Below are 25,239 nucleotides of genomic sequence, written 5' to 3'. Positions count from 1 at the left end.
AAAAGTATGTCGTGAAACGCGGTAGCCCTTACCGCTCCGGCTCCCGATCGTGAGACTTGTCCCGTTCCTGTCTGGACAGCTGCTCGGCGGTTTTGCGGAGCCGTTCCACTGCTTTCAAATCCTCCCGCATGGATTTCATGGCAAGCGTGTCCGTCTGCTTTCCAGCGGCCAGCTGGTCGATTTCCCGCTGCCATGCCTTTGGGGTGATTGCCTCGCCGCTGTCTTTCAGTTCTTTCAGATACCGGGCCGCTGCATCATACAGAATCAGTTCCCGGCTGTGGCGCTGTTCAAACTGTTCCCGTTTTTCCGGCTTTACTTTGGCAAGCTGCTTGTGGATGGACTTGTACTGGTTGTACTGTTCCCACATCTCCCCGCGTTCGGTAAGAATGGCGATCCGGCGCTCAGCCTTGACGATCTTTCCGCGCAGGTCATAGTAACGGCTGTTCATATCAGCGATTTTTTCATGAAGCTGCTGCATAGACTGGATGCCGTTTGCCTGCAAAAAGCTGAATAGTGCAGCGCTTTCCTGCAAAGCCCGGATTTTGCCGGTGCGGGTGTGGGGAGCGTTCAACTGCTGCTGAGCCTCCCACAAAGCTGTCAAGCTGCTTTGCTGTGTTTGTGGTTTTTCCGTTTCGGCTTTCGACCAGCGATAAAGACGGGTAATGCGGGCTTTAATTTCTTTCAGCAGTTTGTTGTCGGCGGCGATCTGTCGGTTTACTTCCCCCTTGTCGGTGCGGATACCGCGATTTTCCATTTGGCTGGCAGCTGGCCCCAGATGGACAGAGGGGATTTTATCAATGCCCTGCCGCTTGTAGCTACGGTGGTCAATGCGCTCCGGTCTACCGGCAGATTCCAGCGCCCGGTTGGTGTAGGCTGCCCACGCTGCCCGCCAAATCTCCACATTTCCTTTATCGTTCCAATCGGTTGTATCCTCACGATGATTTTTCCAGCCGCCTTTCCCATCCGGGATACGCTGTCCATTCTCGTCCAGATCGTATGCCTTGCGGCACTTTGCGCCCCACTGTCCATTTTCTTTCAGAGGCCGGAGCGTCAGCATGATATGGACATGAGGGTTGCCGGTTCCCTTGTCATGGATAGCAAAATCGGCGCACATCCCCTTGTCCACAAAGTTGTCCTTCACATAGGACCGGACAAGGGCAAGCTGCTGTTCTCTGGACAGTTCGCGGGGCAGAGCTGCCTCAATCTCGCGGGCAAGCTGGCTGTCCCTTGCTTTCTCAATTTGCTCCACGCTGTTCCAGAGGGTGGATCGGTCTGCAAATTCCGGCGGGGCGTGGGCAGGCAGCATGATCTCCGCATGAACAATGCCGCCTTTCCGGGTGTAGTCGTGGGTCATTCCGTCCCATTCATTTGTCAGCTTGGTTCCGCTGCGGTAAGCAGCTGCGGCAACGGCAGAACGGCCTGCGCTGCGCTTGATAATACTGACGGGGATATGACAGAAATCTATGGGGAACACCTCCTTTCAGTGAGGGGATAATAGGCTCTGTGGAGCCGAACAAACGCAAAGCGGGTGTTTGGCTGTGCAGAGCGCACAAGGGGTTTGGGGAGCGTAGCTTCCCATCGCGGACGAAGTACGCAACAGCCCCGGCAGGGCGCACGACACCGGCAACGGTGTATAAGTGCGCCCTTGTAAACAAGGGACTTATGGCGTGTCCCCGGATTTTGGCAGGTTTGCAGTCAATTCCGCAGCCCCCGGAAGATGGGACAGGGCAATCAGAAATGTTTTGACCTCTGCGCCGGAAAGGTTGGAGGCCAGCGGAAAAATACCCTCCAAAATGGCTCCGCGCTCAATCAGGCGGCGGGTACGAACCCTGCGTTCTTCGTTCCGCTGCTTGTTCTCCAAAATCTTCTTTCGGTTTTCAAGCTGCCGGATCTCCTTCAGGACTTTCTCCCGTTCTTCTTTTGAGGGGTGGGCTGTAATTTTTTCGTTCATGTCAGGCACCTCTTTTCTTTGAAAATACTCATAGATTGACCGTCCATTTCTGTCGAGCAAAGTACCGGCGCAGCCTCCGCAGTGCAGCGTGGATGGATTTTCCCGCCTGTGATGGTGTGATACCATCCATTGCGGCAATATCTTTCACTTTCATACCCAGCATATAGCGGGCATGGACACGGCGAGCCTGCATAGGCGGCAGGGAAGAAATGGCTTCGTACAATCGCCGTATCAATTCTTCGTATTCGGCTAATTCTTCTTTTTCTATCAGGTAGTCTTCCGGCGATGGCTGCGCCCAGCCGATGGCGGCATTTTCGATTCCATCGTTACAATCGAGGGAATAAAACGCCTTATACCGGAACATCTTGCGATCTCTGGCGGCCTCGGCTCTCTTGTCCAGAAGAAACGCTTCGACGATCTCATCGGACACCTCCACAAAAATGTCCTCTTTGCAAAATGGATAATATTGTTTGAGATTGATGGTCTGCATAGGCACGCCCTCACTCTGTTTGAAAAAGGCCATCATAGCAGCGGCGCATATTCCGCAGACCTCGACGGATGGCAACGCTGACCTTGCTGCTGTGGATGCCCTCTCTCCGGGAGATTTCCGGCTGCTTGATACCAGCAATGTAGTAGGCGTGAACACAGCGGGCCTGTGTCGGAGTGGCATGAGCCAGAGCCACCGGCAAGGCGGCAACCAGCCGCAGGCGGGCGGCCCGTTCCTCACGCTCCACCAGAATATCCTCCGGCGATCTGCCGTGTTCCAGCGCGTAGTTCTCCGTCCAGCTATATGCGTCCAGGGAGTACCAGGCGCGGTGGTAGACCTTCCGGCGCTCATAGTTGTTCATCTCGCGCTGGGCCTGCCGCATGGCCTCCCAGACCTCGTCGCTGACCTCTACAAACTCGTCATGCCGGTAGTGGGGATACATCCACCGCAGATTGATTGTTTTCATAGGCTTACCTCCTGAAAATCGGAGAGGCGGGCAGCTTGTCCGCTGTCCGCCTCTCGCTGAGATAAGGGAAATGATCCCTTTCACTTGATAGCCCGAAAACAGGTCATTCGTTAAGCCTGTTCTCAAAGAAATTTATAAATTTTTTTCTGACCGCCTCCACACTTTGATAAACAGCCACTTTGGAGCAGCCGCACAGCACACCGATCTCTGCAAGGCTCAGCCCGTCAAGCGCATAGAGCAGGAACCGGCGGCGCTGGGCCTCGGTACAGGTGTCCAGAACAGCCATCAGCTCATGCAGCGTTTCCATGCGGCAAAGGTATTCCTCCGGCGTTTCACTGTAAACGCCCACGCCCTCGGTAAAAGCTATGTACTCGTCAAACTCCCGCCCGTCCCAATGCCGCCGCTGTTCATGGAACAGGTTCTCCGTTTTATGATCGGCCCGGTCAAGAAATTCATAGACTTCCAGCGTAACCTCCACGGCCACAGCTTGTCCGTTATAATTGATGGTAACTTCCATCTGCCTTTCCTCCATTCAGATTTTTTTGGTAAATCTGAATGGGGCGGCGGAGAACGGCACTGGGGCCAGAGTTCGGGCCATGCTGGCCCGATGTTACGGCCCCACAGGTATGAAAAAACGCCCGGACAGCAGAAAGCTATTCGAGCGCAAAAACTCCAATATTCACTTACAGAATGACAATTTTCGCACCGGCTGCCAGACGGAGCCTGTTCGTTGACTGGGCTTTTTTTGACGGTAGTGAAATATCGTCTGAATTTGTCGGCGGTCAATGTGCTTCATGGCGGTTCCCTCCTAAAGCCGCCGTGTCAGCGTGTAGTCGTCACTCCTTTGTCGAGGGCATAAGGAACGGCGGCCTTGATGTTACTCAAAACCGCCGCAGTACCTGGAAAATCCATTTTGGGCGCACAAAGCTGCCTGCCCTGCAACGGTTTTTTTCTTTCCCCGTCTTGCGGGGCAGGATCGCTTGTCTTATTTGGTTTAGGTTTGTTCCTGTTCGGCTGCCTCTTTCAGCCGTGAAAAGCTCTCATCGCTGATGATGTGTTCAATCCGGCAGGCGTCAGCCTCCGCAGTCCTGGGGTCAACGCCTGCGGCGATAAGCTGCTCGGTAAAGAAGCAGTGACGCTCGTAGATTTTTTCGGCTACCTCGCGGCCCACATCGGTCAGATGGAGAAAGTGATCTTCGTCCATAGTGAGAAAGCCGCCGTCCCGCAAGATAGCCACTGCATGGCACACGCTGGGCTTTGACACCTCCATGTGCCGGGCCACATCTACGGAGCGTACCATACCGCGTTTCTTTTGGAGAACAAGGATGGTTTCCAGGTAGTCCTCCCCGGACGCATGAAGTTTGTTCTTGCTGCTCATTATGCCAGCTTCCAGTTTTTAATAGATTTCTCTTTTTCCCACATAGTTTGATAAAGCGGCACGGTCTGCAACAGTTCTTCATGTTTCCCACAGCCTTGCAATATGCCGTCAGATAGGACAAGTATCTGATCTGAATTTTGGATATAGGACAAAGTGTGTGATACAAGGAACACCGTCTTGCCCTTAATCATTTCTTCTATGCCCTTCTGTATTGCTACGGCATTTTCGGCATCCAGACTGGACAGCGCCTCATCTAAAAGAATGATCGGGGAATCTTTCAAAATTGCCCTCGCAATAGCGACGCGCTGACGCTCTCCACCGGAAAGGCTTGCGCCGCCCTCGCTGATAACCGTTTGATAGCCCTGTGGGAGCTTTTCTATAAATTCGTGACAGTGAGCCTTTTTTGCCGCCTCTACCACCTGCTCGTCCGTTGCGCTCTGGTTTCCCATTCGGATATTATTCATCATGGTATCCTGAAAAAGATATACTTCCTGAAAAACGACACTCACATGACGCACCAGATCACTATGCTTTAATGTTGCCGCATCTTTCCAATTCAACAGAATCCGCCCGTTTTTCGGCGTCACGAATCCCGGAATTAAATTAAGGAGAGTGGATTTGCCGCTTCCAGAAGGACCCACCAATGCAGTGATCGTTCCGGGTTTAGCTGAAAAACTTACATGACTAACTGCGTCACGCTTTCCATCATAGCTAAACGATACATTTTCAAACCGTACATCGGCTTGTGTATCTGCAAACTGTGTAGTTCCCTGTTTTTCATTTTCGGTCGGCAGGTTGTTGATTTCTGCTATATTATCCAACGATGCGTTTGCAAGATTCATCATGGCAAAGGAACCCATCAGAGCTTCCAGCGGACGGTAAAAAATAATACCCATGATTGCAAAAAACAAATAGGTTGCCGGGGCTAATGAACCAGAACGAACCATTGCAATGCCAACACCCAAACTCAAAAACAGGCCCAGATTCAGGCAGATTTTATAACCCATGCTCCAATTCGTCAGCGTCGCTTCATAACGGTCAGAAGCCGTGCAATATCCGTTCACCTGCTTCTCCACGAGCTTACCGGATTGCTCCAGCCGGTATGCCTTGATCGTTTCCATGCCCTGTACATATTCCAGCGTGGAATCAATCATTGCCACCTGCGTATTTTTCTTCTGCTCTCCCAGTTGAACCATGCTCTTTTGAAACTGCTGGTAGAGGATATAGCCGGGGATGATCCCCGCAAACAGAAGAAGCGCCATACGCCAGTCCACACTAAGCAGCATCAGAGCAAATACAACCGTCATGATCATGCTGGAAACGAAACCGGCAATAATCTCCATGATATTCATTTCCACGAAACTTAAATCAGTTGTAAACAAAGATGTAAGCTGGCTGATCTTGTCTTTTGTAAAGTAGTAGAGCGGAAACTGTTTGATTTTCGCCGCAATCGAAAGACGTTCATCCCGCATCATGGCATAAGATACCGGGCGCTGTTTTGCAATCGTAAAGTAATAAAAAACAAAATGCAGGACAGTATAGACCAGAAACATAAGGCTATACTGCATCAGTTTTTCCTTTGTAAACGAGCCGCCCAAAATATCTTTTATCGCAAGGAACAGCATGAAATATATCGCGCCCTCACAAATTGAGGTCAACGCCTGAAACAGCCACGCAAGATAAAGCTGCTTTTTGCGCTCGCCTGCAAGGTCTAAGAATTTCCTTATCATAGCAATCATGCGTTTACACCTCCCATTTTCCATTGATCGGATTGTTCAAAGGCCGCCCACATATCCTGATACGGGGAGCAACGGTTTATCAATTCATCATGTGTGCCGCAGTCAATCACTTTGCCCTGTTCCAGAACCACAATCGAATCAGCTTCCTTGATACTGGAAAGACGGTGCGCTATTACAAGTACGGTTTTTCCCTCTGATAATTTAGCTAGCGCCTTTTGCAGTAAATCTTCATTGTCGGCATCAATGTAAGCCGTTGCCTCGTCAAGAATCACGACCGGCGCATTTTTCAGAATCGCCCTTGCCAATGTGATTCTCTGTTTTTCACCGCCGCTCAACTTGGTTTCCTTGTCTATCACTGTGTCATAGCCCTTTGGAAGCCGCATAATAAAGTCGTGACATACGGCATCCTTGGCTGCCTGCATCATTTCTTCCTCCGTGGCCTCTGGGTTTCCCATCATAATGTTATCCCGGATGCTCTTTTTGAACAGGAACGTATTCTGGGTCACAAAGGAAATCTGGGACATCAGATCGGATAGCGGAATCTGGTTCAGCGGTACGCCGCCCATACAAATCTGTCCCTCGGTTATATCCCAAAACCGGCAGATCAGGCTGGCCGCTGTACTTTTGCCGCTGCCGGAAACACCGGCGAGCGCCGTTACTTTTCCGTCAGGAACAGTAAATGAGACATCTTTTAATACCGGCTGTTCTTCCCCATAGGAAAATGTAACGTGTTCAAACGCAATCGTGTGGTCGGCAAGTTCTGCCTTTGAGGTCGTATCCGCCATTTCATCCAGCTTCAGAATTTCGTCTATCTTTTTTGCAACAGAGGCGTTCATGCCGATATAATCAAAGTTATTAGAAACAGTTTCCAACGGAATCAGCATGGCAAGCCCCATAAACAGATACATAATATAGCTGGCCGCTGTCACGCTGCCGGAGAGGTACATCAAACCGGCAAGCGGAAACAGGAACACAAGGTTGCTGTTTAAGTCGGTATGATTGAAAGCAACATATTTCAAGCAGCTTTGGAACCACTCTGTTACAACGGTGCTGTAAGTGCGGATGCTTTCTGACAGGCGGCCATAAGTGGATTCGTCGGCAGCAAATATCTTCAGTTCTTTCATACCGTTGACATATTCCACCGTCTTAACGCTGACATCGGCAAACGCCTGATTAAATTCGTCCATTTTTTTCATCTGAACGATAATCATAAGAATACCGACAAGAATAAACAGAACGACCGGAATCAGCATGATACCGGTTACCCTGATGTCCAATATCACCAGAAGGATTTCCATACACAGCGGTACAGCGAGGCCGGAAATAATCTCTGGAATGTTATGGGCGTAAAATGTCTCCAACTGTTCCATATTGTCCATAATGATCGTTTTGACCTGCCCGGATGCCGTTGTTTTCACATAGCCCATTGGTAAGCGGGCAATTTTACGGAACAGCTTTTTACGGGTTTCCCCCAATGTCTGGTAGGCTACCTTGTGAGAGATTTTTGTGCCGGTTCCAAACAGCAGATGTTTCAAAATGATTGCTGCGGCAATCAGGCACACATATTGAAAAAGATTCTCTGTCCGTTCATTCAGAAAACAGGTCACAATACCCCAAACGCCCAAATAGGGCAGGATGCCGCACAAAACAGACAGGACGCAACAGATTACTGCGCCAAGCAGACGACGCTTATTTTTCTTATCAATTAGTCCAAACAGGGCTTTTACATCATCCATTACAATTCATCTCCTCCTTGTGGAATAGTGAAATCCCAAAATCTGTCCGATATTCCATTTTGCCAACCAGATATAACAGTAGTTCCATGACTTTAATGCGCATAAGATAATTGCGGTACTGTTCCGGCAGCAAGAGCAGTTCGGTAAAAATATGCTCCACGCTTTTTGTCGCGGGTGCTATAAAGCAACCGCCCGCTGTAAAAAGCCCTTGAAAATCCATGTCCTCGTCAAACGCGATTGTCCCCAGCATGATATTCAGGCTGTTTATGATCTGCGGCAGATAAACCACCACTGAAACGCCAATAAAAGGTTCTTCCCCAAAATCACAGCTTTTCAGGTGGCTTGCACCATTGAAAACAGAAATATAATGGTCGCTCATAATCATCGCTGGCTGGTCGCTGAACAGCATATTCATTTGCCCATGAAAGCAATAGGTAACTTCAATAAAACGATCTTTACATTGGATATTCTTTTGAATTGGAGTTGTAATATAAACATTACTATAAACAATTTCAGCACCGGGCATCACTTCAAAACTCTGCATGGTGCCCTTCCCAAATTTCGGAGAAATTGTATATATCTTTGAATCTTTTTCAACGGAACAGTTACCGATCAGCTCATGGAAGAACAGAAGGTCATTTTCCATTCTCCGCAAAGTTCTGCCTCCTTTCTGACCGCAAGAAAAAATCGCGTAGCCGATGCAGATTGTCGGGGGAAAGTAGGTAATCTTCCTGCTGTTTTCCGTTATCCAAATGAATCACTCTTGTACAGGCTGCCGCTAAAAATTCGTAATCATGGGTTACAACAAAAATTACCTTTCCCATTTTAGAAAGCGTTTGAAATAGCCCCGCAACTTGAATCATGCTGTCATAATCAAGTCCGCTAGTCGGTTCATCAAAAATTAAAACGTCCTTACGGCATACCATACTGACTGCCACGGCCGCACGCTGCTTCTGACCCCCGGAAAGTGTATTGGGATGATGAGTACGGTACTCATAAATACCCAGCCGTTCCATTGCCTGTTTTGCTGCGTCCAGATCAGGATGCTTAATTCCAAATACACATTCCTTTTCCAATGTATCGGCAAATAACTGATAGCTTACGTCCTGCATCACCATATAGGAGCGTTTTAACCGGCTCTTTGCGTTCAGTTCTTTACCATCCCAAAGAATCTGCCCCGTATAGTTTGTGTGCAGGCCGCATAGTGTTCTGGAAAATGTAGATTTCCCGGCTCCGTTATGCCCGATAATTCCTATGATTTCTCCCGGCGCCGCACTCAAATTCAAATCGTCCAGAACCGACTTTTTCTTATAGAACAAGGATAAGTTTCTGACTTCCAAAATCGGCTTTTGAGAATTTTCAGCAATGGCCCTTGGCTGTACCTTTGACAAATCTAAAGCGCGAAGTCCCATACTGTGCCGCTGTTCTTCAGGAATAGAAAGAAACTGGCTCGGAGAAAACACAGCAGATATAGCCCCGTTTTCCATATACACAATGCGGTCAACTAATTCCCTCAGATAATAAATCCTATGTTCTGCAATTAGAATGGTCTTGCCTTGTTTCTTTAGGAGTTCAAGTGTACGCCGCAAATCCTCAATAGCATCCATATCCAGATTGGAAGATGGTTCATCTAACAAGTAAATACTCGGAGACATAGCATAGATGGACGCAAACGCCACCTTTTGTTTTTCACCGCCAGACAATTCAAATATGCTTCTCCCGGTCAAATGGGCTATATCCAAATCCGCAACTGTCTTTGAAATGCGTTCTTTCATTTTTTCCCTTGGATAAGCCAGATTTTCCATTCCAAAGGAGATTTCACTGTCTGTATCTACATTAAAAAATTGAGAGCGTGGATTTTGGAATACAGACCCCACATGCTCGGACACTTCATACATGGGATAATCCTGTATATCTTTACCGTCAACATAGGTTGTGCCGGTGACTTCTCCCGGATAAAAGTATGGAATCAGGCCATTTACAAGACGGGTCAATGTGGTTTTTCCACAGCCACTTCGCCCACACAACAGCACACACTCACCTTTGTTGATTGTTAAATCAACATCGCGCAGTCCGCCATTTTGTAATGATTCCTGATAGGTAAAGGAAACCTTGTCAAAACGAATCATTAGCCTGCACCCCCTTTCAATTTCAGCCAGACCGACACTGACATAAACAAAGTGAACAGGAGAAAGCATACGGCATCCGCAATACTAAAGTGGATTTCCTGCAAGCAGGTTCGGGGCTTCGGATTTTCCAGCCCCCTTGTAACAGCCGCCGCCGACAATTCATCCGCCACTTTCAGTGCTGACATCATCATCGGAACATAGATACATTCCACTGTTCGGGCCGGATGGGTCAGTAGACTTTTGACGGTTGGAGCGACATCGCGCATCCGCATGGCGTCTCTGATATAGCCCCAGTCCTCATGTACCATGGGGAAATAGCGGAGCATGACCGTCATAGGGATAACCATTGCTTTGGGCATGTGAATACGGTTCATGGCCGCCATAAATTCATTTACTCTTGTCGTGCTGACTAAAATACCTCCGAGCATGGCACAGGGAAAGATTTTACGGATAAATACGGTAAATGTTACAATCGCAATCTGCAAAGTCCCTGTCAAATAATTTGTTCCAATGATATGCAGAACAACCATTCCCGCATAGACAGCAGCCATTCTTACCGTAAACCGCTTTGCTCCTACAAGGATGCCGAGAATCACAACGCATACAACCAGCGCAATCTCATAGAGTAAAGAGGGCGCAAGGAACAACGCAACATTTCCGACGATCAACAGATATAGTTTTGTGCGAGGGTCTAAATGTAATGTGGCAAGTGTGTCCTTTGTTTGCAGTTGCATCTCCATTACACTACTCCGGCCTTTTCAAAATGCTTTTTCAATAGTTTCTGGCCTACAAGACCGCTGATAGCAGCACAGATTAACACGCCGATAATCATTGCCGGGAGCATCCAGTTTTGTGCGGTTGAAACCATTGTGTCCATATAGGTCTGCTCTGTTCCCTTTTCTACCAAATATTGCACATAGGCGTCGCGGTCAAACCAAAGCATACCGTAGGAGAAAACCGGGCTGAGAACAAAGATCATGTAAGACAGCAGGTTACGCCCTTTGTTTCTAAAGTTCCCGGAACCGGCCAGCAGATCGGCCACAACGCCGAGAATACAATATGCCAAACACATAGACCAGTACATACCGAGTACGAACAGCACACCTCCTACCAAAATACCGGTGACAATGATTGGGCCATGCTTCGGCACCTTTGCCAGTATCAGCATATAAACCGGGCCGCACAGCAGCGCAATAGACAGCGGGCAAAGGAAAGTCAGTACAGGGAAGAACCCAAAGATAGCCTCGCCAATCATGGCGCATACCATGTACAAAGCAGCAAGGATGCCGGTGGTAATCAAATCACGCACAGACAGCCCTTTTTTCATTTGTTGTGAATTAGACATTTTCAAAGTCCTCCTAATTATTATTTACTGGCAGAAGCCTCATTGACCTACGCACAAAATCGTGATAGAATTGCTGTGATTAGAGTCAGCTAACCAGCCAGTAATGTCATTCTACTCAGTGATTTTTTGGGTGTCAAATCCGGCAAAAAAGGTCAAAACAGGAGTTAAAAGTGGAAAAACAACCGGATATATCAGTGCTTTTTGTGGTTTTGCTGACAGCCTTTGCGACATTTTGGAGCATAAAAAAAGATACTGCGGATTATTCCGACTACATAAGAAACGGGGGTGAGCAGGATGCAGACCGATTCTACACAGGCCGCGCACGAATTAGGGGATGCTTCTTTTTATCTGCATGATTATCATTTTCGACAGGATAATCATAATGGAATCTGCACCTTGCAGCCGCAAAACAGACAAGGCTATGGAAATATCTATCAGGTTCAACCGACAGATGGATTATTCCTGTCAACCGGAAGCTGGATACCATACGCCTCAATGGAACGCAAATATGAGATCAATCAAAAGCTGGTGAAAATTTATTATTTGGAATCCGGCGGTGTTACCCTGATCCAGAATGGGCGGAAAGCCCAACCTATCACAGAGGGAATCCACCTTTATCTAAATAAGCCGTCACAGGGGCGAGTATTATATCAACCCAATATACCAATCAGCTATGCGTCAGTTTTGCTGTTTGAAGATTACATAGAGAAAAATCTGCAAGACCGTTTTACCCCGGACGATTTTGACTATGCAGAGGTTTATGATTGGAAAGCTTTTGATTATAATACCCCGGAAATTGGAACCCTGTTTTTGCAGATACGGGATAAACTGATTGCTGGCGAAACCTCCCGTCTTTACTACGAAAGCAAAGTAGGTGAACTGCTTTCTATTGTAGCAGGCAACTTTCATAAACAACGACAGGAGATAGCATCTAAACAACAGCCTCTTTCCAAACAAGAGAAAAAGGCGCTGGAATCTGTACGTCAGGCCATTGAACAGAATGTTTTGAACCCGCCGGAAGTCTCACAGCTTTGCAAAATAGCAGCGATGGGACAGACCAAACTTCGAGAATCATTCAAAGCCATGTATGGTGTTCCTATTGGGGCTTATATCCGACAGGCAAAAATGCGGTATGCGCTTTTATTGATGTCAAAACCGAATTTGACAATCGGCAATATTGCAGAGCATTTGGGCTATGCCAATGCAAGTAAATTTGCGGCCACTTTCCGTAAAGTTTATGGAAAATCCCCAGAAGAATATAGGAATCAAAAAAGATGAAGTCAGTCTATTTACACTAACTTCGTCTTTTTGATTATATTGTAATTTATTGTTAGGGAATCAGTCGTTAATCAATTCTGCTAATATGATTTCTTCTGCCTGCGCTTTCAGCGTGTTCATCAGCCCCATCCAGCGCATAGGGTCACAGGCTTTCAGTTCCTCCGTGACACCCGCAACTTCCATCATGTGAGGCAACATGGTTTCCACACGCCCCTGTGCTGTCCGCTCAATCTCTAACAGGTGTGGATACAGCTTCTCGCTCATCAGCAGATGGTTGTAGAGAATGGGGCGATGTTCCTTTAGGTAGGATTTTCGCATTCTGCCGTACTTGCCGATAGAAGTTTCCGGCTGTTCAGAAAGTTTTAGGTTGGGTATATCATAATCTCCACAACGAATGTAAGTCAACTTACTCATATTCATTCTCCTTTGCTTCGTGATGATTAGACTGCTGCGCTGGCTGCTATGCTGCCTTTGCGTGGTTCTTCTTTCGGCAGCTGTCCGACAGTAGAAAAAACGCCTTTTTTCATATCCTCAGCCCGGATCAGGGCTTTCTTAGCGTCCATTTCCGCTTTTTTCTTCGCCTTGATTTTGTCCTCATACTGTTTCTGTGCGCCGCTGGCTTTCCGCTTCAAATAATTCTGATGAAGCCTGTCCTTGCGTTCTTCTTTTTTCTGCAGTTCTTCCTGTTCCTCCGGGGTTAAAGGAACCGGCTGTAAGGATGGTGGGATATAGCGTCCTAAAAAATTGAAGTAGATTTCAATTTCCTGCGTGGTGTCCTGGCTGCCTTTTCGGGCGCGTTCGTGGACAAGGATTTTCTCTACAAACTCGTTGAGCATGGTGTTTGTCAGCGTGTCAAAATTCTCATACTTATCAATCAGGGCTATAAATTTCTCTGCGGATTTCTGGCTCTGCTCATAGCCGGTAACAGCCTTTTCCAGCTCCGCAATTTCAATCTCAAGTGCGTCCTGCTCTTTGGCATACTGTGCATCAAGCGCCCTATATCGTGCATCCGACAGCTTGCCGAGGGCATTGTCCTCATAGATTTTGCAAATCAGTTTTTCCAGTTCTCCGGTTCTCTTTTGAGCAGCAGCCAGACGCCTGCGCTTTTTCGATATATCGGCACTCTGTTGAGCAACCTGCGTTTCCTGAACGGTGTGAATAAATTCCGTCCGGTCATTTCTGGAATATTCAGCGATAGCCCGGAGCGTGTCAGAAACCAATGTCAGAACAGCACTCTCATTGATACGGTGTTGTGTAGGGCATAGTGTCCCACACGGAACTTTGGTATAATTGGAACAGGTATATTGAGAAATCCGCCTGCCATTGTTGATGCGGTGGACATACATCTTTCCGCCACAATCGGCACAATAGAGCAAACCTGTGAGGGGAGCCGCTTCGCCCCAGCCGTTTGGATAACGCCGTACATTGCTGCGGATTTTCTGCGCCAAATCAAAGGTCTGCTGGTCGATAATGGCTTCATGGGTATTCTCAAAGATCGTCCATTCATCCTCAGAAACATAGTGGCTTTTCTTGTCCTTAAAGTGCTTGCGGGTCTTGAAATTGATGGTATGCCCTAAATACTCTCGTTTTTTCAAAATGTTCACGATGGTAGATGATCCCCATCCATAGGGGTCTTTGACCGGCTTTGAACGGTTCACACCTTCGTTGAATCGGGCAAGGTGTACGACAGGAATTTCAATCCGGTCTGCGGACAACTTGCAAGCGATCTGATAAGGCCCATATCCCTCCAGCGTGAGGGAAAAGATACGGCGTACCACTTCGGCGGCTTCCTCATCTACCAGCCAATGTTCCCGCTTTTCATCCCACAAGTAGCCGTAAATCACGGTGCCTGTCAGGTGCTTACCGCTCATGCCTTTTGACTTAAACACAGAGTGGATTTTCCGGCTGGTGTCGCGGGCGTAAAACTCGTTCATAATGTTGCGGAAAGGGGTAAAATCATCATCGCCTTTCAGACTGTCCACACCATCGTTGATGGCAATCAGCCGGACGCCGCGTTGCCGCAAAATCTCCATGACCTGGCCGACTTTCAGATAATCGCGCCCCAGGCGGCTCATGTCTTTTATGACGATGGCCTCTACACGCCCTGCCTCCACTTCCTCCATCATCGCCAAAAATCCGGGGCGGTCAAAACGGGTGCCTGAGATACCATCATCGGTAAAGTGCGTAGGGTTGGGCAGCCCATTCCGGCGGGCAAAATCCTCTAACATCTGCTTTTGGTTGGATATGGAATTGCTCTCGCCCTGTAACTCATCGTCCCGGCTCAGGCGCTCGTACAGTGGGGTAATTTTTTCATTTCTCATGGCTGTACCTCCTGAAACAAAAATACTCTAAGTGATTGCTTCACTAACCATGACAAAATCATGATTAAGAAGTCACTTAGAGCATATATCACCGCTGGCCAGCTTATATTTCTTGTACTGCTTCACCGCAAAGCAATCCGGCTTGCGCTTTTCCAGCCCCTTGAACATATAGTCCACCGCGTTCATAAAGTTTTCGTTGTCCTCCTTCACCTCCATGCCGGAGATCATATCCACCAGGGTATTCATATTCCGATCCTCGGCGGGGCCCTCGAAAATGATATAGGCGATAAGGGCGCAGTACAAAAGCGTTTCCGCCTTTGTCCAAAATGGATCACCCTCCTTGCCCTCGCCTTTGGTGTTGGCTATGAGGGTATCGACAAACTTTAGAATATCAGCCTCGTTGCGGATATACGCCAGGGGGTTATAGTGCATACTTTGGGAAAAATCAATGGAATTGAACACCTTGATCCGATAGCCCCTCCGTTGCAGGAAAGCCCCCACCTGGGAGAGAACCCCGCCCTTTGGATCGACCACCACAAAGCTGCACCCGCCCTTTTTCTTCGCGCTGGCCTGGAGAAGCTGCGGGGTGAGCCAGAACCGGGTTTTGCCGGAGCCGGACGAACCGATCACACAGGCGTTGAGGTTGCGGGCGTTGGCCGGATTTTTGGGGCGGGTGTTCATGGTAAGAAGCTCCGTCCCGGTGAGGATAACATTGTTTTCAAAGACTGGATCGACGAAAGGGGCTATATCTTTAGGCCCGCCCCATCGGGCGCTCCCGAACTCCTCATCCCGCCGGAATTTCTTTGCGTTCTTGTTCTTGAAGTAGATCAGCAGCCGGAAGCCCACCGCGCCCACAATGCCAACAAGCCAGTCAAAGGGATCAAGCCCCGGCGCAAGGTTGGCAAAGGCCGGGCCCACCGTCTGCCCCAGGCCCATGAGCTTATGGGGGAAATCCGCGCCAGCGGCCAGCCGGTAGGCTGTCCCCAGCTTTAGGCAGGCCCACAGCACAAACAAATAGGGGATGTTTGGTATCACATATTTTTTGACACTACCTGTCCTCATGCACCGCCTCCTTTGTGCGTTCCAGCTTTTGGGCGGGCTGGCGGGCCGCTTCTGTGGCGGCCTCCTTGATCTGCTCCCGGATGGGGGCTTTTGTGGATTTGGTGCGCTTTAGCAGCCGTTTGGAATACTCGGAGAAACAGGCTGTGATCGCGTCGGCCTGCCCCGCCTTGAAGAACAGCAGGTGCTTATCCGGCGCGACTTGATAAAAGGCGTAGTCCACATTCCATTTCCGGGCTACCCGGTCAAAGAGGGCCGGGGCCTCCACCTCGATACTGTTGGTGGCAGCCCCGTGGCCCATGAGCTGCCCCACCGTCTGCCTGCCGTGGGGCGTCTGCTTGGCCCGGTGATGTTTGGCGATCTTCCGGCCTACCGCCTGGAGAACATAGGCAAGCCCCCGCGCCGTGAGCTTGCTTGCCTTAATAGATACTGCTATGGTACGTCTGGAAACGTCCTCGTCTATCAGCCCTTATCCCTCCTTCCACACGAAAAAAGCACTTCTGGACAATGTGTCCAGAAGTGCCGCTATCGGTCTGTATGGCTTTGCTCCGGGCGGGGGCGTTCCGCCGCCTGGGGAAAACGGTCAATGACTTCTTTATAAGCCGCCATCTGCTCCCGGATGGAAAGCTGCGGATAAGCAAAAACCTTGTGCTCGTCTGGAATGTCCTCCAGCCCGTGGTAGTATTCAATAAACTGGCTGCCGTTGGGGAGGAAAAAACCGCCTTTGACAAACCCGCCATCCTCATTGATCCGCATATCCCGGCCATACGCCTCATAATCGAAATAATCCCGCAGGTTTTCGGGAATGTTGATTAGTTCCATGTCCTCCGCGTAAATGCGGCCCAGGGTTTCATCATCAGACACGCCGATATAGAAATCGTAGCAATCCAGATTTTCCACCAGATTGATGAGGTCGCCCACGCCGGAGGTATGCTCGCCGCTGGCAACAGCCGCCTCAAACTTTTCCAAATCGCTTTTATCCAGCTCGGAGAGCAGGCAGGCCAGATGGTTGAGCTCGTCAATGCTTTCGTATTCTCCCAGGCAGGCGTTGAGTTCCGGCAGGTCGCCGTCATAGTCGGCAATAAAAATCTCCTCATACTGGATATTGTCAACGCCGATCCGTTTAAGGAGCGCCTGTACTTCCTCCGTAGTCGTGGGGAATTTCAACGGCTCGCTTGCCAGCTCACCCTCGTTGTATTTCCCCAGGTTGGTGACATACGCCTCAATGACCGCCATATCAGCGCCGCCTCTGGCCCTTGACGGTGAGGATGCCGTCCAGGGTGGTGGCGGTGATCCCCAGCCGCTGGGCCACAGCGATGTCATTTTTCACCGCTACATTGACATAGCTCCCGCATACCACCAGCACGCGGGAGCGCCGGAGCAGGTCGCGCCCCATATCAATACCGCTTTTATGCTCCTCCGGCACTGCGTCATTGAGGAACAGCGGCAGATAGAGCATAGGGCAGATGGGGGAATATCCCGCATCATAGACAATGCGGCAGTATTTAGCTGCCTGCTCCATGACCTCGCACTCGCCGCCGCGCCATGCGGCGGTCACATACGCAAGGGGTCGCTTCATAATCAAAACCTCCGTTTCTTTTTCTTATATTTAATAGGTAGGGGGTCAACCCTATCCCCCCGCCCTTTCCCTATCCAGGGAAAGGGGGCGGCTCTGGAGGATATACCCCCGCCGCTTGCCGGAAATAGCACAGCCGGGGCAGGGCGCGTACCTCTGGACAAAGTGTCCAGAGGCGGGGCCCGGTCACTTATCGAGCTCGTGTTTCTTCTCAGGCTTTGCCAGTTCGGGCGGCTGTTTCTCTTTCCACTCGTCCAGCAGGGCTATGATCTGCTCTTTCATTTTGGCAGGAGTGACCTCCTTGCCGAAATACTTGTTGAGTTCGTCGGTACTGATGATCACGTTGTCAACCTCCCTTTTTTCTTCGCTCAAAATACCATCGATCACATCGCCGTTGAGCAAGCCCTCCTGGTCGAGCTCCCGGAGCCGCTTTGCCTGTTTGACCGAGGGGGAGGACTGCTCCCCATCAATGGACACGGCGATAAGCCGCTGGTTTTCCGGCTTGATATACGACAGTTCCACAGCGGGCATAAATCCCATATTTTTAGCGTCCACCTTTTCCAGAAGCTCCGGGACAAGATGGTTAAGGCGAACATAGCGGAGCACCTTTTTATAGTTCATATCATGCTCCTTGCCCACGATCTCCACCGAGAGCTTACCCAGGGCCTCCGCTTCCTTGTCATTTTTGGGCCGGGCCCCCTGGCGTTTGATGGCTTCCAGCTCCAAATCCAGGAGCTTTGCCAATTCGCTGGGGAGAGGGTCGCCCCGCTGCTTGTTGCTGTTCTTCATTTCACGGACAGCTTCAAGATCGGTCATCTCACGGACAATACAGGGGATCTCATCCAAGCCAGCCCGCTCACCGCCATGACAGCGGCGGTGGCCCGCGATGATCTCATAGCCGTTGCCGTCTTTTTCCGGGCGGACGGTGGCGGGGGTCATAATGCCGTGTTCCTTGATCGTCCCCACCAGATCGTCCATCGCCTTATCGTCCTGCACCTTAAAGGGGTGATCCCGCAAGGTATGGAATGGATGAAGCTCTGACAGCTTCAAATAGACGATTTTTCCCTGCTCCACCGGGCGGGGCGGCACCTCCGGCGTAGGCGGCAGCTTGATCTCCGGGGCGGGTGCCTCCGCCTCCTTGACCGGGGCGGCCTTAGTGGATTTAGGCGGTTGCTTACCATCCGCAAAGGGAGTTTCACGCTTGCCCGACAAAAAATCTTTCACATTTTGATTGCGTTCCCGTCGTATTTTTCCCCCACGCTGAGCGAGGGTAAGCTCTTGTTCCTTACTTCTGGACACTTTGTCCAGAGCTGGGGACGGGGACTCGCCACGGGCCGCCTTGTCAGCCTTGGCCGGGCGGCCTGTGCGGGGCTCCGGCCCCTTTTCCGGTTTGTCCCCCTGGGGAGAATCCTGCTCCTTGGGGGGACGGCCCCGGCGTTTTGCCGTCTTTTCCTCCGGTTCCACTTTTTTATCCTGGTCGGGGGATTTTTTCACCTTATCAGCTTCAACCTGCGGCGCAGGCTGGGCTGGAACATCCCCGCCCATTCCAGGGGTAACAGACTGTTCCGGCTGGCGTACCGGGCCGGTGCCAGCTGCGGGCTCCTCTACCGTTTCCGGGACAGGGGGCTTCGTCACAGTTTGAGCATCCCCAACAGAGCCCTCGCCAGGGGACTCCGGGCCTGCTTTCAGTTTGTCATCTGCCATTCGCTAACCTCCTTGTTTTGAAATGAAAAAAGCCAGACCTCTCAGCCTGGCTAACGAAAAAACTTCCCCCTTTCTTTTTTAGATTATATGGTTGTCACCACTCCTTTCTCAGTCCGGGCCATAAAAAAACGTCGCTTTTCACAAAGAAATAGCGACGTTTTAGTGTAGGTTGGCTCGGTTTTGTTGTGTTTTATGATTATGCCCTTGTATAAAAACCTTAGGATAATTTAAGCACATAAATTAGTAAACATTTCATAATACGTAGTTCACAACACCAAGACATACAAAATACGCACTTGAATTCTCACCAAGACATACAAAACACGCAGTTCATTTTTACTGAAAACATACAAAATACGCAGTTCATGACCATAATCCTATCTTTTTCTTTATGACTTCCCTTATTTTTCCCTTGCCCCCTGCATGTATAAAGACAAAAGAAAAGAACCCTATGCAGGATTCTTTGTAATACTTAAAACTTTATAGCCATTTTCTGTCAGATCCTTTTCCAGATTATCTGTCTGGAATGTATCAATACGGAAAATCAACTCAGAATATCCATTATGCTGATTATACACACCTAAGTGCGTGATATTGCAATTGTTGCGCACAAAGATCTTACTTAGTTCCCCAATCGTTCCAAGCTCATCTTTAACTTCTACGCAGACGCGACTGCCACTTGTACGATAACCTAGGATATCTAAGAAGCTGCTTAATACATCGTTGCTAGTTAGGATACCAACTACCTCATTGTCATCATTGACAACCGGCAGACAACCGATATCATGTTTAAACATCAACAGTGCCGCATCTTCTAAGAAACGATCCTCATGAATGGTAATCACATCACGAATCATGATGGCATCCACACTTGTTTTAGATAATAGATAGTTTAGCTCATAGATGCTCAGGCTAGTAGCTTTAGAAGCACCTTTCTTGCTGATCATGCCTTCCGTAACCAAGCCAACCAATTTTTTGCCGCTGACTACCGGAATACGGTGCAGATTCTTTTCACTCATGATATCGACAACATCACTGATTTTCGCATTCACATCAATACATATTGGATTCTTTGTCATTCGATTTTTTACGTACATACTTTATCCTCCTAAATATGCTTTCTGAATTTCTTCACTATCCGCAAGTTCTTGTCCGGTTCCACTCATGACGATCTTACCGGTTTCCATGACATAGGCTCTGGTAGCTACGGATAAGGCCATACGAGCATTTTGTTCTACTAACAAAATCGTTGTCCCTTTGGCGTTGATATCCTTGATAATACTAAAGATTTCTTTTACCAGAATGGGTGCCAATCCCATACTAGGCTCATCTAACAATAAGATCTTAGGATTTGCCATCAAGGCTCTGCCCATGGCTAACATCTGCTGTTCTCCTCCGGATAAGGTTCCTGCTGCTTGTTTACTACGATCCTTTAAGATAGGGAAACGTTCATAAACAGCTTCCAGATCTTTCTTGATGCCTTCTTTATCCTTACGTTGATAAACACCTAATTCAAGGTTCTCTAATACTGTCATATCGGCAAAGATACGTCTGCCTTCCGGTACATGGGAGATTCCTGCTTTCATTATATCCTGTGCGCTCTTCTTGTTCAATACTTTGCCATCATAGGTAATGGTTCCCTCACTTGGCTTTACCAAGCCCGACAAGGCTTTCAGAATACTTGTCTTACCGGCACCATTCGCACCGATCAAGGTAACAATTTCACCTTCATTAACTTCAATATCAATGCCTTTTACGGCATGGATTGCCCCATATTTAATATGCAGATTCTCGATTTTCAGCATGCCTATACCTCCTCACCCAGATAAGCTTCAATAACACGCTTATTGGATTTGATTTCTTCCGGTACACCGGATGCGATGATTTTTCCATAGTCTAATACATAAATTCGTTCACACAGATTCATGACCAAAGACATATCATGTTCAATCAATAAGATACTGATATGAAATTCATCACGGATAAAGCGAATTAATTCTGTTAATTCAGCAGTTTCCTGTGGATTCATACCGGCTGCCGGTTCATCTAGGAATAACAGTTTTGGTTTAGCGGCCATCGCACGAGCGATCTCCAAACGTCGCTGTTCTCCATAAGGCAAGTTGCAGGCAAGCTCTTCGCATTTATCTTCCAGATGAAAGATTGTTAACAGTTCCATTGCCTTTTTCTTCATGGCAATTTCACTCTTATAATACTTAGGAAGACGCAACAAGGCAGTGATAACGCCATAATCAACATCTTTATTCATCGCAATCAGAACATTTTCCAATACGGTCATATCCTTAAACAGACGAATATTCTGGAAGGTTCTAGCTAAACCTAAAGCTGTGATTTTATATGGCTTAATACCGTTTAATTTAATTGGTTTATCATCTTTCGTGAATTCAATACTACCTTCACTTGGCACATAGACACCGGTTAACATATTGAATAAGGTTGTTTTACCGGCACCGTTTGGTCCGATCAGACCAACCAATTCACCTTCATTGATTTCCATATTAATATTAGAATTGGCACAAAGACCATCAAAGTTTTTCGTTAATTTTTTTACAGAAAGTAAAGGCATCTTAGTCTACCTCCTTTTTCTTTTGCCACTTCTTTGGCAGAAAATCGGTAACTTCCTTACTGCCAAACAATCCCTGCGGACGATAGACCATGATCACGATAATGGCTAAAGCATACAGGATCATACGGATTTCCGAATAGCTTTGCAGGGTAAGGTTGATGATACCCAAAACAATCGCCGCAAGGATACTGCCGGATAAGCTTCCCATACCACCAAATACTACAATGACCAGTATATCAATAGATTTCATGAAACCAAAGGTTGTAGGTTTTAAAACATAGAAGTAAGCCGCATATAAAGCACCCGCAATACTTGCCAACATAGCACCAATGACAAATGCTAAGGTTTTATATTTTGTCGTATTGATCCCCATGGATTCACTGGCAATCTCATCTTCACGAACGGAAATACAAGCGCGTCCATGGGATGAACGAATAAAGTTATGAATTACTATTACCGAAATAACAATAAACACAAATACCAGAGGGAATGTTGTTAGCTTAGGAATATTACTTAAGCCGGCTGCTCCACCGGTAATTTCCATATTTTGAATAGCGATACGGATAACTTCAGAAAATCCCAAAGTGGCAATTGCCAAATAATCCCCACGTAAACGCAAGGTTGGAATGGCAACAATCAAAGCAACTACAGCCGTAATCGCCATACCTACCAGCATACCAACAAATAAACCAGTTAAGTTTGGCATTTTCGCCAATACGATAGCTGCCGAATATGCCCCAATAGACATAAACCCAGCATGTCCTAACGAGAACTGTCCGGTAAAGCCGATAATCAAATTCAAGCCTAACGCCAAAATAATATTAATACCAATCGTAATAATAGCTACCTGATATGTGTTTGGAATCATTCTGCCACTAATAGCAATCTGAAAGATACTGAAGATTACACAAACAACGATTGTCCAAATGAGATTACGTTTTGTAAATTGACTTTTCATACACGTACACCTCCTAGACCTTTTCCTTGACATTCTTACCTAACAAACCACTTGGTTTGATGATTAAAATGACAATCAGAATCAAATATACAACGGCATCTTTTATCATCGAGAAACCATAACCACTTGCCAAGGTTTCCAAGATACCGATAGCTTCTCCACCAAGCATAGCGCCCGGAATAATGCCGATACCACCAAAGACAGCTGCGATGAAGGCTTTTAGGCCCGGAATCATTCCCATCAATGGGTCAATAGAATTATAATACATACCAATCATAACACCTGCAGCACCAGCTAAGGCACTACCTAAGGCAAAGGTAAAGGAAATGGTATTGTTTACATTGATACCCATTAAAGCTGCTGCATCCGGATCCGTAGATACCGCACGCATCGCTTTACCAATCTTTGTCTTCTTCACGATCAGCTGCAATGCAATCATCAATAAGATCGATGTCACAAAGATCAGAATCTGATGATTAGAAATCTGTAATCCTGCAAAGGTATATACCTCGCGTGGGAAGAAATCAGCTGGATATGTACGAATGTTTGGTCCCATGAAGTACATCATGGCATATTCCAGAAACAAAGAAACACCGATAGCTGTAATCAGTGAAGTGATGCGTGATGCATGGCGAAGTGGTTTATAGGCAATCTTCTCAATCAAGACACCTGCCACCATACAAATCACCATAGCTAACAGCATGGTTGGAAAAAAGCCCAAGCCAAGTGATGTTGAGGCGAAGAATCCCACATAGGCACCCAGCATATAGATATCCCCATGGGCAAAGTTAATCAGTTTGATAATCCCGTAGACCATGGTATATCCCAGTGCAATCAGCGCAAAGATACTTCCGACGGATAATCCATTGATCAGCTGTTGCAGAAATATTGTCATATTTATACCCCTTTCGTATACGAATTTACTCTTCTTAAAAACGTCAAATAAGGTGAAAGTGTTCTTTCACCTTATTTACGTGCTTCCATCATAGTCTTATTTGGTTACGTCTACGTTTTCAACAGAAGCCTGTTCTCCATCTTTTAATGATACTAATTTAATAGATTTGATAGGAGTGTGATCCTTATCCATAGAGAATGTTCCTGTTACACCAGTGAAGTCTTTGTATTCAGCAATTGCAGTATTTACTTTTTCAGGATCATCGGTTCCTGCTTTTTCAGTAGCTGCTTTAACGAAATAAGCCAAGTCATAACCTAATGCTGCAAATGTATCTGGTTCTTTACCATATTCATCTTTATAAGCTTTCAGGAAGTTACTGATCTTATCGTTGTTTTCTTTTAATGAGAAGTGTGTTGTGAAATATACATTGTTCAATGCTTTCGCACCGGCAACTTCTTTCAATTTAGGTGAGTCAAATCCATCAGGTCCTAAGATTGGTTTATCAATACCATTTTCACGAGCCTGTTTGATAATCTGACTAGCTTCTTCATAATACCCTGGTACAAAGATAGCATTGAAATCTTTATTTTTGATTTTTGTCAAAATGGAAGTAAAGTCTTTATCACCCTTCTGATAGTTTTCGGTACCAACAATTGTTCCACCTAATTCTTTGAATTTTGTTGTGAAGACCTTTGTCAGACCTTTTGCATAATCACTGGAGTTATCGGCATAAACGATAACTTTCTTAAAGCCTTTATCCATAGCTGCTTTCGCAACGGCATTTCCCTGGAAGGAATCAGAGTAACAGATCTTATAGCCATAAGACTGTACGGTTTTGCCATCTGCTTTAAAAGTTGCCATATCATCGGTAGCAGATGCTGAAATCGTTGGAATCTTACTTTCTTCTGCCATCGAGAAGGCCTGTTTTGTAAGTGATGAAATAGCTGGTCCTAAGATCACCGTATTACCATCTTCTACTAAAGTGTTATATACCTGAGGCATTTCGGTATCATCTGTTTTGTTGTCCTTGATTTCAAGTTCAATCTTTTTCTTAGTACCACCGACATCAACACCGCCAGCTGCATTAATTTCCTTAACTGCCAGTTTGATACCCTCTACATGACTGGTACCATAAGTAGCTGCTGTACCAGACTGTTCATAATTGACACCCCATTTAAGTGTATCACCGCCACCGTTAGATTTTCCTCCATCATCACTTCCACAACCGGCAAGTGTTGTCAAAGTCATAGCGGAAACTGCTGCCATGGCCATTAATTTCTTAAATCCTTTTCCCATAACAATTCTCTCCTTTAACATTTTCCATATCCTCAAATTCATCGTTTTTGAAATTGATTATCCTTATTATACCTCAATGCAAACATTTTGCAAGCACTTTCTGCATTTTTTTCATAATTTTCAGAAACATTTTAATTTTATTACAAGACATCTCATAAAACATCTCAACTCTTCCATAAATTGCCATTTCTTTTTCATATCATGATGGTTGAAAAACTTATGAATCCTGGTAATAAATAAGAATAAAGATAGAAAAAAGAGGATATCTAAATTATCGTAGGGATAAGCGATACCTCTAAATTATCATAGGGTTTCGTAAAAGGTTGGCTCTAAATTA

The 25,239-nt window shown here is 47.2% G+C and carries 25 protein-coding genes and 1 pseudogene; 1 reads left to right on the top strand and 25 read right to left on the bottom strand.

The window, feature by feature from the left end; translation table 11 throughout:
- Window positions 1-28: 28 nt before the first annotated feature.
- The 12 genes from mobQ to ACESSZ_RS11365 all read right to left on the bottom strand — a co-directional run bounded on the left by mobQ (window position 29) and on the right by ACESSZ_RS11365 (window position 11,231).
- Window positions 29-1,474: a MobQ family relaxase gene (mobQ, locus tag ACESSZ_RS11420; RefSeq protein ID WP_025653847.1), complete on the bottom strand. Its 1,446-nt coding sequence runs from the start codon at window positions 1,472-1,474 to the stop codon at window positions 29-31.
- A 186-nt stretch (window positions 1,475-1,660) separates the two neighbouring features.
- Window positions 1,661-1,951, bottom strand: coding sequence for a DUF3847 domain-containing protein (locus ACESSZ_RS11415; RefSeq protein WP_024724757.1), 291 nt, complete (start codon window positions 1,949-1,951; stop codon window positions 1,661-1,663).
- Between the two features lie 28 nt (window positions 1,952-1,979).
- A complete protein-coding gene (locus tag ACESSZ_RS11410; protein WP_024724758.1) occupies window positions 1,980-2,441 on the bottom strand; it encodes an RNA polymerase sigma factor in 462 nt (153 codons plus the stop codon).
- A gap of 10 nt (window positions 2,442-2,451) precedes the next feature.
- Window positions 2,452-2,904, bottom strand: coding sequence for a sigma-24 (feci) (locus ACESSZ_RS11405; RefSeq protein ID WP_024724759.1), 453 nt, complete (start codon window positions 2,902-2,904; stop codon window positions 2,452-2,454).
- Window positions 2,905-3,007: 103 nt separating this feature from the next.
- Window positions 3,008-3,421, bottom strand: a complete 414-nt coding sequence (locus ACESSZ_RS11400) for an RNA polymerase sigma factor (RefSeq protein WP_024724760.1) — start codon at window positions 3,419-3,421, stop codon at window positions 3,008-3,010.
- 477 nt (window positions 3,422-3,898) lie between these two features.
- Window positions 3,899-4,282, bottom strand: coding sequence for a metal-dependent transcriptional regulator (locus ACESSZ_RS11395; RefSeq protein ID WP_024724761.1), 384 nt, complete (start codon window positions 4,280-4,282; stop codon window positions 3,899-3,901).
- On the bottom strand, window positions 4,282-6,021 hold the full coding sequence (locus ACESSZ_RS11390; protein WP_024724762.1) for an ABC transporter ATP-binding protein: 1,740 nt from the start codon (window positions 6,019-6,021) through the stop codon (window positions 4,282-4,284). The genes ACESSZ_RS11395 and ACESSZ_RS11390 overlap by 1 nt, the downstream gene beginning before the upstream one ends.
- On the bottom strand, window positions 6,018-7,757 hold the full coding sequence (locus tag ACESSZ_RS11385) for an ABC transporter ATP-binding protein (protein WP_024724763.1): 1,740 nt from the start codon (window positions 7,755-7,757) through the stop codon (window positions 6,018-6,020). Before ACESSZ_RS11385 ends, ACESSZ_RS11390 begins: the two co-directional genes overlap by 4 nt.
- The gene (locus tag ACESSZ_RS11380; protein ID WP_142692028.1) at window positions 7,750-8,412 is read right to left on the bottom strand and encodes a hypothetical protein; all 663 of its coding nucleotides are present in this window, start codon (window positions 8,410-8,412) and stop codon (window positions 7,750-7,752) included. Before ACESSZ_RS11380 ends, ACESSZ_RS11385 begins: the two co-directional genes overlap by 8 nt.
- The gene (locus ACESSZ_RS11375) at window positions 8,393-9,886 is read right to left on the bottom strand and encodes an ABC transporter ATP-binding protein (protein ID WP_024724765.1); all 1,494 of its coding nucleotides are present in this window, start codon (window positions 9,884-9,886) and stop codon (window positions 8,393-8,395) included. Before ACESSZ_RS11375 ends, ACESSZ_RS11380 begins: the two co-directional genes overlap by 20 nt.
- A complete protein-coding gene (locus tag ACESSZ_RS11370; RefSeq protein WP_034566703.1) occupies window positions 9,886-10,620 on the bottom strand; it encodes a CbiQ family ECF transporter T component in 735 nt (244 codons plus the stop codon). The genes ACESSZ_RS11375 and ACESSZ_RS11370 overlap by 1 nt, the downstream gene beginning before the upstream one ends.
- A gap of 5 nt (window positions 10,621-10,625) precedes the next feature.
- Window positions 10,626-11,231 carry an MptD family putative ECF transporter S component gene (locus ACESSZ_RS11365; RefSeq protein WP_015533385.1) on the bottom strand — a complete coding sequence of 202 codons (606 nt, stop codon included), beginning with the start codon at window positions 11,229-11,231 and terminating at the stop codon, window positions 10,626-10,628.
- 294 nt (window positions 11,232-11,525) lie between these two features.
- Between ACESSZ_RS11365 and ACESSZ_RS11360 the strand changes: the two genes are divergently transcribed.
- On the top strand, window positions 11,526-12,509 hold the full coding sequence (locus ACESSZ_RS11360) for a helix-turn-helix transcriptional regulator (protein ID WP_024724767.1): 984 nt from the start codon (window positions 11,526-11,528) through the stop codon (window positions 12,507-12,509).
- A gap of 60 nt (window positions 12,510-12,569) precedes the next feature.
- On the opposite strand, the gene ACESSZ_RS11355 is transcribed toward ACESSZ_RS11360, so the two are convergent.
- The 13 genes and pseudogenes from ACESSZ_RS11355 to ACESSZ_RS11295 all read right to left on the bottom strand — a co-directional run bounded on the left by ACESSZ_RS11355 (window position 12,570) and on the right by ACESSZ_RS11295 (window position 24,902).
- Window positions 12,570-12,923: a TnpV protein gene (locus ACESSZ_RS11355; RefSeq protein ID WP_024724768.1), complete on the bottom strand. Its 354-nt coding sequence runs from the start codon at window positions 12,921-12,923 to the stop codon at window positions 12,570-12,572.
- Window positions 12,924-12,949: 26 nt separating this feature from the next.
- A complete protein-coding gene (locus ACESSZ_RS11350; RefSeq protein WP_024724769.1) occupies window positions 12,950-14,830 on the bottom strand; it encodes a recombinase family protein in 1,881 nt (626 codons plus the stop codon).
- A 90-nt stretch (window positions 14,831-14,920) separates the two neighbouring features.
- A pseudogene (locus ACESSZ_RS11345) lies at window positions 14,921-15,892 on the bottom strand (type IV secretory system conjugative DNA transfer family protein); the annotation flags it as partial.
- Window positions 15,879-16,313, bottom strand: a complete 435-nt coding sequence (locus ACESSZ_RS11340) for a PcfB family protein (protein ID WP_240299777.1) — start codon at window positions 16,311-16,313, stop codon at window positions 15,879-15,881. The pseudogene ACESSZ_RS11345 and the gene ACESSZ_RS11340, both read right to left, overlap by 14 nt.
- 101 nt (window positions 16,314-16,414) lie before the next feature.
- Window positions 16,415-17,125: an antirestriction protein ArdA gene (locus ACESSZ_RS11335; RefSeq protein ID WP_025483377.1), complete on the bottom strand. Its 711-nt coding sequence runs from the start codon at window positions 17,123-17,125 to the stop codon at window positions 16,415-16,417.
- 1 nt (window position 17,126) lies between these two features.
- Window positions 17,127-17,468: a DUF7768 domain-containing protein gene (locus tag ACESSZ_RS11330; protein ID WP_025483379.1), complete on the bottom strand. Its 342-nt coding sequence runs from the start codon at window positions 17,466-17,468 to the stop codon at window positions 17,127-17,129.
- 183 nt (window positions 17,469-17,651) lie between these two features.
- Window positions 17,652-19,169 carry a ParB/RepB/Spo0J family partition protein gene (locus tag ACESSZ_RS11325; RefSeq protein ID WP_025483381.1) on the bottom strand — a complete coding sequence of 506 codons (1,518 nt, stop codon included), beginning with the start codon at window positions 19,167-19,169 and terminating at the stop codon, window positions 17,652-17,654.
- 449 nt (window positions 19,170-19,618) lie between these two features.
- Window positions 19,619-20,266, bottom strand: coding sequence for a CBS and ACT domain-containing protein (locus ACESSZ_RS11320; RefSeq protein ID WP_008690480.1), 648 nt, complete (start codon window positions 20,264-20,266; stop codon window positions 19,619-19,621).
- 3 nt (window positions 20,267-20,269) lie between these two features.
- Window positions 20,270-20,974 carry an ABC transporter ATP-binding protein gene (locus tag ACESSZ_RS11315; RefSeq protein WP_331866852.1) on the bottom strand — a complete coding sequence of 235 codons (705 nt, stop codon included), beginning with the start codon at window positions 20,972-20,974 and terminating at the stop codon, window positions 20,270-20,272.
- Between the two features lie 2 nt (window positions 20,975-20,976).
- Window positions 20,977-21,753: an ABC transporter ATP-binding protein gene (locus tag ACESSZ_RS11310; RefSeq protein WP_008690476.1), complete on the bottom strand. Its 777-nt coding sequence runs from the start codon at window positions 21,751-21,753 to the stop codon at window positions 20,977-20,979.
- A gap of 1 nt (window position 21,754) precedes the next feature.
- Window positions 21,755-22,711 (bottom strand): branched-chain amino acid ABC transporter permease, encoded by a 957-nt coding sequence (locus ACESSZ_RS11305; protein WP_008690475.1) that lies wholly within the window; start codon window positions 22,709-22,711, stop codon window positions 21,755-21,757.
- A 13-nt stretch (window positions 22,712-22,724) separates the two neighbouring features.
- Window positions 22,725-23,606, bottom strand: coding sequence for a branched-chain amino acid ABC transporter permease (locus ACESSZ_RS11300; protein WP_008690473.1), 882 nt, complete (start codon window positions 23,604-23,606; stop codon window positions 22,725-22,727).
- 96 nt (window positions 23,607-23,702) lie between these two features.
- Entirely contained in the window at window positions 23,703-24,902 is a 1,200-nt protein-coding gene (locus ACESSZ_RS11295; protein ID WP_117547908.1) for an ABC transporter substrate-binding protein, read from the bottom strand.
- Between the last annotated feature and the right edge of the window lie 337 nt (window positions 24,903-25,239).

The sequence above is a fragment of the Eubacterium sp. 3_1_31 genome (assembly GCF_964249515.1).
Lineage (GTDB): Bacteria > Bacillota_I > Bacilli_A > Erysipelotrichales > Erysipelotrichaceae > Longicatena > Longicatena caecimuris.
The sequence above is the reverse complement of the archived record's forward strand: the minus strand, read 5'-3'. Positions and strand labels throughout refer to the sequence as shown.

What these genes read in the sequence shown, in the direction of transcription:
- ACESSZ_RS11415 (WP_024724757.1), bottom strand. Translation starts at nt 1,951, where the DNA reads ATGAACGAAAAAATTACAGCCCACCCCTCAAAAGAAGAACGGGAGAAA.
- ACESSZ_RS11410 (WP_024724758.1), bottom strand. Translation starts at nt 2,441, where the DNA reads ATGCAGACCATCAATCTCAAACAATATTATCCATTTTGCAAAGAGGAC.
- ACESSZ_RS11405 (WP_024724759.1), bottom strand. Translation starts at nt 2,904, where the DNA reads ATGAAAACAATCAATCTGCGGTGGATGTATCCCCACTACCGGCATGAC.
- ACESSZ_RS11400 (WP_024724760.1), bottom strand. Translation starts at nt 3,421, where the DNA reads ATGGAAGTTACCATCAATTATAACGGACAAGCTGTGGCCGTGGAGGTT.
- ACESSZ_RS11395 (WP_024724761.1), bottom strand. Translation starts at nt 4,282, where the DNA reads ATGAGCAGCAAGAACAAACTTCATGCGTCCGGGGAGGACTACCTGGAA.
- ACESSZ_RS11390 (WP_024724762.1), bottom strand. Translation starts at nt 6,021, where the DNA reads ATGATTGCTATGATAAGGAAATTCTTAGACCTTGCAGGCGAGCGCAAA.
- ACESSZ_RS11385 (WP_024724763.1), bottom strand. Translation starts at nt 7,757, where the DNA reads ATGGATGATGTAAAAGCCCTGTTTGGACTAATTGATAAGAAAAATAAG.
- ACESSZ_RS11375 (WP_024724765.1), bottom strand. Translation starts at nt 9,886, where the DNA reads ATGATTCGTTTTGACAAGGTTTCCTTTACCTATCAGGAATCATTACAA.
- ACESSZ_RS11370 (WP_034566703.1), bottom strand. Translation starts at nt 10,620, where the DNA reads ATGCAACTGCAAACAAAGGACACACTTGCCACATTACATTTAGACCCT.
- ACESSZ_RS11365 (WP_015533385.1), bottom strand. Translation starts at nt 11,231, where the DNA reads ATGTCTAATTCACAACAAATGAAAAAAGGGCTGTCTGTGCGTGATTTG.
- ACESSZ_RS11360 (WP_024724767.1), top strand. Translation starts at nt 11,526, where the DNA reads ATGCAGACCGATTCTACACAGGCCGCGCACGAATTAGGGGATGCTTCT.
- ACESSZ_RS11355 (WP_024724768.1), bottom strand. Translation starts at nt 12,923, where the DNA reads ATGAGTAAGTTGACTTACATTCGTTGTGGAGATTATGATATACCCAAC.
- ACESSZ_RS11350 (WP_024724769.1), bottom strand. Translation starts at nt 14,830, where the DNA reads ATGAGAAATGAAAAAATTACCCCACTGTACGAGCGCCTGAGCCGGGAC.
- ACESSZ_RS11335 (WP_025483377.1), bottom strand. Translation starts at nt 17,125, where the DNA reads ATGGCGGTCATTGAGGCGTATGTCACCAACCTGGGGAAATACAACGAG.
- ACESSZ_RS11330 (WP_025483379.1), bottom strand. Translation starts at nt 17,468, where the DNA reads ATGAAGCGACCCCTTGCGTATGTGACCGCCGCATGGCGCGGCGGCGAG.
- ACESSZ_RS11325 (WP_025483381.1), bottom strand. Translation starts at nt 19,169, where the DNA reads ATGGCAGATGACAAACTGAAAGCAGGCCCGGAGTCCCCTGGCGAGGGC.
- ACESSZ_RS11320 (WP_008690480.1), bottom strand. Translation starts at nt 20,266, where the DNA reads ATGTACGTAAAAAATCGAATGACAAAGAATCCAATATGTATTGATGTG.
- ACESSZ_RS11315 (WP_331866852.1), bottom strand. Translation starts at nt 20,974, where the DNA reads ATGCTGAAAATCGAGAATCTGCATATTAAATATGGGGCAATCCATGCC.
- ACESSZ_RS11310 (WP_008690476.1), bottom strand. Translation starts at nt 21,753, where the DNA reads ATGCCTTTACTTTCTGTAAAAAAATTAACGAAAAACTTTGATGGTCTT.
- ACESSZ_RS11305 (WP_008690475.1), bottom strand. Translation starts at nt 22,711, where the DNA reads ATGAAAAGTCAATTTACAAAACGTAATCTCATTTGGACAATCGTTGTT.
- ACESSZ_RS11300 (WP_008690473.1), bottom strand. Translation starts at nt 23,606, where the DNA reads ATGACAATATTTCTGCAACAGCTGATCAATGGATTATCCGTCGGAAGT.
- ACESSZ_RS11295 (WP_117547908.1), bottom strand. Translation starts at nt 24,902, where the DNA reads ATGGGAAAAGGATTTAAGAAATTAATGGCCATGGCAGCAGTTTCCGCT.